Genomic DNA, 10,594 nt, shown 5'->3' with positions numbered 1-10,594 from the left:
GTCGACGACGTCTTCATGGGCGAAGGCGGCCGGCGCGAAGCCGACAGCCTCGACATCAGGCAGGCGCTGAAACTCTATCGCGTCGCCGACTATCTGCTGATCGCTCTGTTCGGTGTTGGCGGCCTTGTAGGCGGCGCCGCCGGCCAGGCCGCCGACGCCGGTCCAGAAGGCAGGGGCGACGATGCCGTCGGAAAAATTCTCGGCCAGGCTCTCGATCGCCGCGCGGCAGACACCGGCCCGGTCGAGCGTTTCAGGGTCGCGACCGACGATCCGCGAAACGGCAAGGCGGGCCAAGGCGAGGCCGCGGGTGTCGAGGGCGTCAGCCACCGCCTCGACATGCTCATAGAGGCTCTTCTGCGACAGCAGCGACGTTGCCAGAAGGGCCGTGATGACCAGGCCCATGGGAACGAACCAGAACAGGATCTGTACGCCCAGGCCGACTATCGCCGGCACCAGCACGATGACCAGCAGCGCCTGGACACCGCGCTTGCGACGCAGCGCGTCGGGATCAGTGGCGCGGTTGAGCCTGCGGTCGAGAAAGGATATCAGCCTGCCGAACCACGTCACCGGATGGCCGATGGCGCGAAACAGCCAGTCGGGGTAACCGAGGGCGAATTCGACGACCAATGACAGGAAAGCGATCAGGACTGACATGAAGCTTCTTAATGGGGCGGTTGTGGACCATGGTGGAAGTCTTGGCCGCGCGAGGGTGCTTTTCCCCAACGCCCTGCTGCCTTTCGTCGACCTCTCGACCGGTATCAATCCGCACTCCTACCCGCTTTTCGACCTGCCCGCCACCTCGCTGTCGCGGTTGCCGGAAGCCGCGCGCACACGCGACCTGACAGAGATCGCGGCCAGTACTTACGGCGCGCCGTCGCCAGCCAACGTCGTGGCGGCGCCGGGCACACAGATCCTGTTGCCGCGCGTTGCGTCGCTCATTTCGCCCGGCAAGGCGTTGGTGCTGGGTCCGACCTACGCCGAACATGCCCGCGCTGCCGCGATCGCCGGGCACCAGGCGGCGGAGGTCGATAATTTCGAAGCGTTGGCTGACGCCGACCTCGTCATCATCGTCAATCCGAACAATCCGGATGGACGTGTCATAGAGCGCGACCGGTTGCTGGCTCTGGCCGCCGGATTGCGCGCCAAGGGCGGACTGCTGGTCGTCGACGAGGCGTTCATGGATGTCGGCCCGCGTCAGCACAGCGTCGCGGGCGATGTCGGTCGGGGCGGCCTCGTCGTGCTGCGCTCGTTCGGCAAGTTCTTTGGCCTGGCCGGGCTGCGGCTCGGCTTTGCACTTTCCGATACTGCGACGGTCGACCGGCTGGATACGCAGTTCGGACCATGGGCCGTCGCCGGCCCGGCGCTGGAATATGGCATCCGCGCGCTTGCCGACATCGGGTGGCAGGACGTGATGCGGGCGTCGTTGGCCGGTGAATCGGCGCGTCTCGATGCGCTTTTCGGCCGCTTCGGCGTTCCTGTTGCGGGCGGAACCACACTGTATCGTTTCCTCAGTCTGACCAATGCCGCCGATTTGTTTGCAGCGCTCGGCGAGCGCGGCATCCTGCTTCGCCATTTTGCCGACCGGCCTGACGTTCTGCGCGCCGGCCTGCCGGGCAGTGAGGAGGAATGGCAGCGGCTCGAATCCGCACTTGCCGAATGGGCGTCGCGGCGCGAGCATCAATCGAAGGGTTCAAAACAATGATCCATGTCTGCTCGCTGGCAAAGATCGAGGAAACGGTGGCCAGGACCGGCGCCGACCGCATGCTTTCGCTGCTCGCCGCCGGAACGGAGGTGGTGCGGCCGGCCTCGATCTCGAGGGAAAACCACCTGCATCTGGTCATGCACGACATCGCGGTGGCGCAGGACGGCATGACCATGCCGGGCGAAGACCATGTCCGCAATTTGCTCGATTTCGCGCGCCGGTGGGACCGGGCAAGGCCGATGCTCGTGCATTGCTATGCCGGCATCAGCCGCTCGACGGCTTCGGCCTATATCATCGCGGCAGCACTGGCGCCGAAGCGTGACGAGGCCGAATTGGCGCGGACGCTGCGGGCGCTGTCGCCTTCGGCAACGCCCAATCCGCGACTGATCGCCGTGGCCGATGCGTTGCTTGAGCGCAACGGCCGCATGGTCGAGGCGATCGAATCGATCGGGCGCGGCGCGGACGCCTTTGAAGGCACGCCCTTTGCGCTGAGGATCGACAGCTAGCTTTGCCCCCATATCGTTGTTCGTCTGATCCGCCTCCTCCATCGCCTCGTTTGTTCAAGAGGATCTGGAATAGCGATGACAGCGCTTGCCACTGGTTTGGAGGCTACGTCAACCACTCCGCAAGCTTCGCCTTGCGCACATCTTGCAGCAGGCTGATGAAGCCGTCGGCCTGATATTCTGCCGTCAGCCGGCCCTTCTCCGCCGTCGCGATGCTGGCGTCGCCGACGACGCCGTTCGGGTTGAGATCGCTGGCGATCCAGGCGAAGGCGTGGGTGCCGGTGTGGCGCAGCAGCGAAAATTCCTTTTCGGCCTTGGCGACATTGGAAACGAAATTGTCTGATTTGCCCATGTCCACGAGGTCCGGCCGGAAATGCAGCATCAGCGAGGTCTCGACATCGCCGCCATGGATGCCGTGACGGTCCTCCAGTTCGGTATACATGCCGGCCGGACGGCCAAAACGCTGCCAGCTGGTCTTCACCGCCAGCATCTTTTCGCGCACGCGCAATTCGCGCGTGACGATGCCCATGATCTCCTCGTTGCCGCCATGCGAATTGACCACGATCAGCTTGCGCACACCGGCGCGCGCGATCGACAGGCCAAGCTCGGTCCAGGCTTCGATCAGCGTGGTTGCCGGCAGAGTGAGGGTACCCAGCGCATGCAGGTGTTCGTTGGACTTGCCCACGGCCTGCACCGGCAGGATGCGGATGTCGAGATCGTCGGGCAGGCGCGAAATGACCGTGTCGAGCATGCCGTTCATGATCGACGTGTCGGTCGAAACAGGCAGATGCGGCCCATGCTGCTCGGTCGCCGCCACTGGCAGCACGGCGATGGTCGCCTCGGGATCGATCGAGGCGTATTCGGTGGTCCGGTAGTCGCCCCACCACACGCGTCTTTTGGGTACGGTCATGTCATGCCTCTTCAATGGTCAGGCAGACCTAGCGCGGGACGGGCGGCCTGTCGATCACCCCGCCGCGATGGCCTCGATTTCGACCTTGAATTCGGGCCGGGCAAAGCCGGAAACAATCATCAATGTCGACGCTGGCGCGGGGCTCGAAAACAGCCGGTCGCGGACGTCCATATAGGGCCGCAGATGCGCGCGGTCGGTGACATAGGCGTTGATGCGCACGATATCCCTGAGACCCAGGCCGGCTTCGCCGAGAATCGCCGCGATGTTTTGAAAGCAGAGTTCGGCCTGCGCTCCGGCGTCTTCGGGAATCAGGTCGTCGGCGGTGATGGCGACCTGGCCCGAGCACAGCACAAGCCGCTTGCCGGCCGGCACCTCGACGCCGTGACTGTAGCGGGCAAAGGGCGGCTTGATGGACTTCGGGGTGAGGAATTTGAACATGGCAATCTCCTGGATGCCGCCACCTAAAGCCGGACTCATTACACCTTCAAGATGGCGGTGCATGTTGCCCGGGCGATTGTGGACAGCCGTTCAAAAAATAGGCACGATGCCTTCCGTACAGCATGACCCGTTCGCGCTTGGCATGGCAACGTCTTTCAAGCGGGCGGTCCCGGCGCCAGACGCCGGTGGCATGTGTCTTGCTTCTTGAATCTTTGGTGTCGAGCCTGGCGCGTGGCGCGCCGGAGCAAACAGAGGGTGGTGTCGATGTACGGAAAACAGAAGATCTCGGTGGCGGTTGTGGCCCTGCTTGCAGCCAGCACGCTGGGTGCGGCTGCGAATGAGAAAGTCACCTTCGGCACCAACTGGTTGGCCGAGCCGGAACATGGCGGATATTACCAGTCCGTGGCGGACGGCACCTACGCCGCCTGCGGCCTCGACGTCACCATCATGCAGGGCGGTCCGCAAGTCAGCGGCCGGCCGATGCTGCTGGCCGGCAAGATCGATTTCTACATGGGCGGCAATCTGCTGTCGGCCTTCGATGCGGTCCAGCAAGGCATACCGATGCGCGTGGTGGCGGCGGATTTCCAGAAGGACCCGCAGGTCATCATGTCCCACCCCGGCGAGGGGCTCGACAAATGGGAGGACCTGAAGAACGCCGACCAGTACATATTGGGCGACGAGGGCGTGCAGACCTTCTTCCAGTGGATGGTCATCGAACTCGGCTTCGACGCCTCCAAACGCGCGCCCTACACCTACAACACCGCTCCCTTCCTCGCCAACAAGAAGTCGATCCAGCAGGGCTACGTCACCTCAGAGCCGTTCGCGGTCCAGAAGGAAGGCGGCTTCGTGCCGAACCAGTTCCTGCTCGCCGACTATGGCTGGGACACTTATTCGACGACGATCGAGGTGATGCAGGACACGATCGACAAGAAGCCGGAGGTGGTCCAGTGCTTCGTCGATGGCTCGGCCAAGGGCTGGTACAAATATCTCTACGGCGACAACAAAGCCGCCAACGACATGATCAAGAAAGACAATCCCGACATGAGCGACGAGCAGATCGCGTTCTCGATCGAGCAGATGAAGAAGTTCGGCCTGGCCGATTCCGGCGACACCGAAAAGCTCGGCATCGGCGCCATGACCGACGCGCGGATCAAGAGTTTCTACGACAAGATGGTCAAGGCCAAGGTCACGCCAGCCGGCATCGACATCAAGAAGGCCTACACGCTGACCTTCATCAACAAAGGCGTCGGGCTCGAGCTGAAGAAATAGGCCGCCCCGGAATGATAAGGGAAAAAGTGGCGCAAGCGCCGGCTGCGTCGGGTGCGGCCCCGACGCTCCTGGCGCTGAAGGGCGTCGGCAAGGTGTTCTCCAACGGCGTGACGGCGCTCAGCGACGTCGACCTGACCATCCGGGAAGGCGATTTCGTCAGCCTGCTCGGGCCGTCGGGTTGCGGCAAGTCGACGGCGCTGCGGCTGATCGCCGGCCTGTCGACGCCAACTTCCGGCGTGCTCGATTGGCGCGGTGGCGGCTCGCTCGACCGCTCGAACATCGGCTTCGTCTTCCAGGAGCCGACGCTGCTGCCCTGGGCCAATGTTTTCGACAATGTCTGGCTGCCGCTTCGGCTGAAAGGCATTTCGCGCGCCAAGGCGACACCGGCGGTAACGGAGATGTTGGCGCGGGTTCACCTGACCGGCTTCGAAAACGCGGTGCCGCGCGAACTGTCAGGCGGCATGAAGATGCGCGTATCCATAGCGCGCGCCATGGTGACCAAACCGCGCGTGCTGCTGATGGACGAACCGTTCGCGGCACTCGACGAGATCACCCGCTTCAAGCTCAACAACGATCTCCTGGAACTGTGGCAGGACGAACGGTTCACCGTCGTCTTCGTCACCCACAGTGTCTTCGAAAGCGTGTTCCTGTCCAACCGCGTCGTCGTCATGGCGGCGCGGCCGGGCAGGGTGTTCGACGAACTCGCCATCGAGGCCTCCTATCCGCGCGACGAGGCGTTTCGCACCTCGCCAGACTATGCGGCACTGTGCCGTCAGGCCTCCGACGTGCTGGTCAAGGCCATCAACTCAACAGCAGGCGCGCATTATGACGGCCATTGACGAGCGGATGCTCCAACTCGATCCCGAGGAAGCACGCCGCGTGCGCCAGGCGCGGTTCGAACGGATCGGCCGCTGGGTGCTGCCGCTGGCGATCATGATCCTGGCGATCTGGCTGTGGGATCGCATCTGCGTGTGGAACGAGATCCCGCAATACATCCTGCCGCGTCCCGGCGTGGTGCTGTGGACGCTCTACAACGATGCCGGCCTGCTGTTTTCCTCGCTGCTGGTCACCTTGCGCATCACCTTTCTCAGCTTGGCTCTGGCGGTCATAGGCGGGGTCGGGCTGGCGGTGCTGTTCGCGCAGTCGAAATGGGTCGAGATGTCGTTCTTCCCCTTCGCCATCGTGCTGCAGGTGACGCCGATCGTGGCGATCTTTCCGCTGATCAACATCTATGTGAACGACCAGACGACCAAGCTTCTGCTGTGCGCCTGGATCGTCGCCTTCTTTCCGATCCTGTCCAACACCACGCTTGGCCTCAACTCCGTCGACCGCAATCTGCGCGATATGTTCAAGCTCAACGGCGCGACGCGCTGGCAGCAATTGCGCTATCTCAGGCTGCCGGCGGCGATGCCCTATTTCCTCGGCGGGTTGAAGATCGCCGGCGGCCTGTCGCTGATCGGCGCCGTGGTGGCCGAGTTCGTTGCCGGTACCACCGGCCAGTCGTCCGGCCTTGCCTCGCGCATCATCGAGGCCGGCTACCGGCTCAACGCGCCGCGGCTGTTCGCGGCGCTGTTCCTGATCTCGCTGACCGGCATTTTGATCTTCCTCGTGCTGTCGCTGATATCGCATCTCATCTTGCGGCGCTGGCATGAAAGCGCGCTGAAGCAGGAGCGCTAGGGTGTGTGACGTGATTGATATGTTGGTGCGAGGCGCCCCCCTCTGTCCTGCCGGACATCTCCCCCTCAAGTGGGGAGATTGGCCGCTGTCACGATCTTCGCCAATCTCCAACATTGAAAAAAATGAGCCGGCACGGACGCTGCCAATCTCCCCCCTTGAGGGGGAGATGCCCGGCAGGGCAGAGGGGGGCAACGCTTGATACCAACCTCCGGCTCTTACCATCTCGCCAATGTTCGCCTTCATCGCTCACTGACGCCAGGCCTTTCCGCGCCCTTCGATGCTGACGGCTTCGGGCTTGCCGACATCGCTGTGGCCGACGGCAAGATTTCCAGCATCACCGCGCATGGCCGATCCGCTGATGCGGTCGACCTGGGCGGCCGTATAATCCTGCCGTGCTTCGTCGACTGCCACACGCATATCGACAAGGGCCATATCTGGCCGCGAAAGCCCAATCCCGACGGCACGTTCATGGGTGCGCTGAATGCCGCCGGTGCCGATCGTGTGGCACGCTGGAGCGCCGAGGATTTGGCGCGGCGGATGGATTTCTCGCTGCGCTGCGCCTACGCCCATGGCACAAGGGCGCTGCGCACCCACATCGACAGCGTCGCGCCGCAGGAGGAAATCTCCTGGCCGGCGTTCGAGGCGATGCGCGAGGAATGGCGCGGCCGCATCGAGTTGCAGGGCGCCTGCCTGCTCGGCATCGAAGGCGTGCGCGACAAAAAGTGGTTCGACAGGCTGGCAAAGAGGGTTGCCGCGGCAAAGGGCGTGCTCGGTGTCGTCACCTATATGGCGCCGGACCTCGAAGAGCTGCTCGACCACGTCTTCGCGCAGGCCATCAAGCATGGCCTCGATCTCGATTTCCATGCCGACGAGACCAACGACATTTCCGCCATATCGCTGAAGAAGATCGCCGAGGCCGCTCTGTGGAACGGTTTCGAAGGAAAGATCCTCGTCGGCCATTGCTGCTCGCTGGCGCGCCAGCCGGATCTCGACGTGCTCGACACGCTGGACAAGGTGGCGAAAGCGGGGCTCGCCGTCGTCTCGCTGCCGATGTGCAATCTCTATCTGCAGGACCGGCGCGCCGACGGCACCACGCCACGCTGGCGTGGCGTGACGCTGCTGCACGAGATGAAGGCGAGGGGCATTCCGGTGGCGGTTGCTTCCGACAACACGCGTGATCCCTTCTATGCCTATGGCGATCTCGACATGCTGGAGGTCTACCGCATGGCGACGCGCATCCTGCATTTCGATCATCCGGTCGCCGACTGGCCGCAAGCGGTCACCGCGACGCCGGCCAAGGTGATGCGGTTTGATGGCTTCGGCACGCTGGCTGCCGGCGGTGATGCCGATTTCATCGTGTTCAAAGGCCGAAGCTGGACGGAATTGCTGTCGCGGCCCGAATCGGATCGCATCGTGGTGCGCGGCGGCAAGGCGATCGACCGCCAATTGCCAGATTATGCCGAACTCGACGAACTGATGGTGGAATGATGGATGTTTCGGCGCTCAAACGCGATCTCGAAGGCCTGAAGGTCGACGACAATCCGGCCATCGTCCAGCAGAAGAGCCGTGACTTCTACTGGTACAGCCCGGTGCTGAAGCAGCAGCTCGACCATGTCACCGGCGACCTGATCGTGACGCCGAAGAACGAGGCCGAACTGATCCGCGTGCTTGCCGCCTGTCATCGTCATGGCGTGCCGGTGACGCCGCGCGGCAGCGGCACCGGTAATTACGGCCAGGCGATGCCGCTCTCCGGCGGCGTCGTGCTCAACCTTGCCGAGATGAACGAGATCAAGTCAATCGCTCCGGGTCGCGTCGTGACCGGGCCGGGGGCGATCCTGGCCGATATCGACAAGGCAACGCGGGCGCATTCCGGGCAGGAACTGCGGCTATCGCCCTCCACCTACAACACAGCCTCGATTGGCGGCTTCATCGCCGGCGGTTCGGGCGGCGTCGGCTCGATCAATTTCGGCGGGTTGCGCGATTTCGGCAATGTGCTTCGGCTGCGCGTGGTGACCATGGAGGCCGAGCCGAAAGCGCTCGAGCTCACCGGCGCGGATCTGCACAAGGTGACCCATGCCTACGGCACCAACGGCATCATATCGGAAGTCGAGATGCCGCTGACCGCGGCTTATGACTGGATCGACGTCATTGTCGGCTTCGACGCTTTCATGGATGCGGCCCGCTATGGCAATGCGCTGGCGTGTCAGGATGGCATCCTGACCAAGCTGATCACGCCGATAGCGGCACCCGTGCCGCAGCTCTATTTCAAGCGGCACCAGAAATTCCTGAGCGACGGGCAGAGCATTTGCCTCGTCATGGTGGCGCAGCATGGGCTGGACGCTTTTCTTGCCTTCACCCGGCGTGCCGGCGGCGAGGTGATCTACAATGCGGCCACGGCGACGCCGGATGAGAAAAAAGGCCTGCCGCCGGCCTATGAATTGGCTTGGAACCACACCACGCTGAGGGCGCTGCGCGTCGACCCTTCGATCACCTATCTGCAGTCGCTCTATCCCTTTCCCAACCAGCTGGCGCTTGTCGAGAAGATGGATGCGATGTTTCCGGGCGAGGTTTTCTCGCATCTGGAATTCGTGCGGCTGGACGGCAACATTACCTGCTTCGGCCTGCCGCTGGTCAAGTTCACGACCGAGGCGCGGCTCGACGAGATCGTGCGCCTGCATGAAGCGAACGGTTGCCCGATCTTCAACCCGCATCGCTACACGCTGGAAGAGGGCGGCATGAAGCAGACCGACGCGGTGCAACTCGCCTTCAAGCGCGAGACCGATCCGCAAGGGCTCCTCAACCCCGGCAAGATGATCGCCTGGGAAAACCCGGACTACGACTACCGTTCCGGGCGGACTTTTTTGTTCAAGGGGCTGCAGAAGGTAGGATGATGAACATCCTCGTCCTCTACGCCCATCCGGTCGAGACCAGCTTCAATGCCGGCCTGCACCGGATGATCGTCGAGCGCCTGACGGCGGCGGGCCATACGGTCGACGACTGCGATCTCTATGCCGAGGGTTTCGATCCGCGACTGACGCGCCAGGAGCGGCTGGACTACCACAACCCACGGGGCCCCGCCGACGCTGTCGCGCCTTATGTCGAGCGCCTGCTGCGCGCCGATGCGCTGGTGCTTTCCTATCCCGTCTGGAATTATGGCTTTCCAGCCATCCTGAAAGGCTTTTTCGATCGCGTGTTCTTGCCCGGCGTGTCGTTCAAATTGGTCGACGGCAAGGCGCAGCCGTCGCTGCACAACATTCGCAAGGTTGCGGCGGTGACCACCTACGGCGGCAGCCGGTTCCGCGCCCTGCTGATGGGCGATCCGCCGCGCAGGCTGATCAAGCGGATGCTGCGCGCCACCGTCAAACCGGGCGCGCCGGTGACCTACCTCGCGCACTACGCGATGAACCTGTCTACCGACGGCACGCGCAAGGCTTTCACGACCAAGGTCGCGGCCCGCATGGATGAGTTCTGATGCGCGCCTTGGTGGTCTACTGCCATCCGGTACCCGAGAGCTTTTGCGCCGCCATCCGCGACACTGCCATCGACGTGCTGATGCGACGAGGCTGGGAGGTGCGGCTGCTCGACCTCTATGCGGAGAAATTCGACCCGGTGATGGGCTGCGACGAGCGGCGCTCCTACAATGACCAGGCGCCGCAGGACCCGGCACTGAAGCCGCATTTCGAACTGCTCAACTGGGCCGAAGCGATCCTGTTCGTCTATCCGACCTGGTGGTACGGACTGCCGGCGATGCTGAAGGGCTGGCTCGACCGGGTGTGGGCGACGGACGTCGCCTTCAAGCTGCCGGCCGGCAAGGGACGGATCAAGTCGCTGATGACGCATGTAACCAAGGTCGGCGTCATCACCACCTGCGGCGCGCCGACCTGGTGGAGCGTCGTCGTCGGCCAGCCGGGACGCAAGACCCTGCTGCGCGGCATGCGGGCGCTGTGCGCGACGCGCTGCCGGACGTTTTTCCTGGCGCACTATTTGATGGATGCCTCGACGCCGGCGACAAGGGCGGCGTTTCTGGCGAAGGTGCGAGGGAAGCTGGAAAGGTTTTGAGAGGGCGACTTTCCCTTCCTTCCCCCACAAAGGGGG

General features: G+C 63.5%; 12 protein-coding genes and 1 pseudogene. 9 read left to right on the top strand and 4 right to left on the bottom strand.

What is annotated here, in order from left to right; translation table 11 throughout:
- Nucleotides 1-654: CobD/CbiB family cobalamin biosynthesis protein (locus tag EN925_RS08925; protein ID WP_164894165.1), on the bottom strand; the 654-nt coding region annotated here is incomplete at its 3' end.
- Between EN925_RS08925 and cobD the strand changes: the two genes are divergently transcribed.
- Nucleotides 653-1,702 (top strand): threonine-phosphate decarboxylase CobD, encoded by a 1,050-nt coding sequence (gene cobD, locus EN925_RS08920; protein ID WP_127368367.1) that lies wholly within the window; start codon nt 653-655, stop codon nt 1,700-1,702. The genes EN925_RS08925 and cobD overlap by 2 nt on opposite strands.
- Nucleotides 1,699-2,208 (top strand): tyrosine phosphatase family protein, encoded by a 510-nt coding sequence (locus tag EN925_RS08915; protein WP_063168226.1) that lies wholly within the window; start codon nt 1,699-1,701, stop codon nt 2,206-2,208. Before cobD ends, EN925_RS08915 begins: the two co-directional genes overlap by 4 nt.
- A gap of 103 nt (nt 2,209-2,311) precedes the next feature.
- On the opposite strand, the gene EN925_RS08910 is transcribed toward EN925_RS08915, so the two are convergent.
- On the bottom strand, nt 2,312-3,115 hold the full coding sequence (locus EN925_RS08910; protein WP_127388485.1) for a creatininase family protein: 804 nt from the start codon (nt 3,113-3,115) through the stop codon (nt 2,312-2,314).
- A 54-nt stretch (nt 3,116-3,169) separates the two neighbouring features.
- Complete coding sequence (locus tag EN925_RS08905) at nt 3,170-3,553, bottom strand: RidA family protein (RefSeq protein WP_024501344.1); 384 nt, start codon at nt 3,551-3,553, stop codon at nt 3,170-3,172.
- A 264-nt stretch (nt 3,554-3,817) separates the two neighbouring features.
- Here EN925_RS08905 and EN925_RS08900 point away from each other — a divergent pair, with 264 nt between their 5' ends.
- The 3 genes from EN925_RS08900 to EN925_RS08890 are packed head-to-tail and all read left to right on the top strand — an operon-like array spanning nt 3,818 to nt 6,499.
- Nucleotides 3,818-4,822: an ABC transporter substrate-binding protein gene (locus EN925_RS08900; protein ID WP_013531126.1), complete on the top strand. Its 1,005-nt coding sequence runs from the start codon at nt 3,818-3,820 to the stop codon at nt 4,820-4,822.
- 11 nt (nt 4,823-4,833) lie between these two features.
- Nucleotides 4,834-5,661 (top strand): ABC transporter ATP-binding protein, encoded by an 828-nt coding sequence (locus tag EN925_RS08895; RefSeq protein WP_064993741.1) that lies wholly within the window; start codon nt 4,834-4,836, stop codon nt 5,659-5,661.
- The gene (locus tag EN925_RS08890; RefSeq protein WP_013531128.1) at nt 5,648-6,499 is read left to right on the top strand and encodes an ABC transporter permease; all 852 of its coding nucleotides are present in this window, start codon (nt 5,648-5,650) and stop codon (nt 6,497-6,499) included. Before EN925_RS08895 ends, EN925_RS08890 begins: the two co-directional genes overlap by 14 nt.
- Nucleotides 6,500-6,533: 34 nt before the next feature.
- Here the strand turns inward: EN925_RS08890 and EN925_RS40625 are convergent.
- Nucleotides 6,534-6,694, bottom strand: a pseudogene (locus tag EN925_RS40625) (precorrin-3B synthase); the annotation flags it as partial.
- Between EN925_RS40625 and EN925_RS08880 the strand changes: the two are divergent.
- From EN925_RS08880 to EN925_RS08865, 4 genes are read left to right on the top strand one after another with little or no spacing between them, the layout of a single operon-like run.
- Nucleotides 6,695-7,987: a cytosine deaminase gene (locus EN925_RS08880; RefSeq protein WP_127369197.1), complete on the top strand. Its 1,293-nt coding sequence runs from the start codon at nt 6,695-6,697 to the stop codon at nt 7,985-7,987.
- The gene (locus tag EN925_RS08875; protein ID WP_127369199.1) at nt 7,987-9,390 is read left to right on the top strand and encodes an FAD-binding oxidoreductase; all 1,404 of its coding nucleotides are present in this window, start codon (nt 7,987-7,989) and stop codon (nt 9,388-9,390) included. The genes EN925_RS08880 and EN925_RS08875 overlap by 1 nt, the downstream gene beginning before the upstream one ends.
- Nucleotides 9,390-9,971 carry an NAD(P)H-dependent oxidoreductase gene (locus tag EN925_RS08870; RefSeq protein ID WP_164753555.1) on the top strand — a complete coding sequence of 194 codons (582 nt, stop codon included), beginning with the start codon at nt 9,390-9,392 and terminating at the stop codon, nt 9,969-9,971. Before EN925_RS08875 ends, EN925_RS08870 begins: the two co-directional genes overlap by 1 nt.
- Nucleotides 9,971-10,558 carry an NAD(P)H-dependent oxidoreductase gene (locus tag EN925_RS08865; protein ID WP_024501339.1) on the top strand — a complete coding sequence of 196 codons (588 nt, stop codon included), beginning with the start codon at nt 9,971-9,973 and terminating at the stop codon, nt 10,556-10,558. Before EN925_RS08870 ends, EN925_RS08865 begins: the two co-directional genes overlap by 1 nt.
- The last annotated feature ends 36 nt before the right edge of the window (nt 10,559-10,594 follow it).

This window comes from Mesorhizobium sp. M7A.F.Ca.US.006.04.2.1 (genome assembly GCF_004022915.1).
GTDB lineage: Bacteria > Pseudomonadota > Alphaproteobacteria > Rhizobiales > Rhizobiaceae > Mesorhizobium > Mesorhizobium ciceri.
This window is presented reverse-complemented; position numbering and strand designations above follow the sequence as displayed.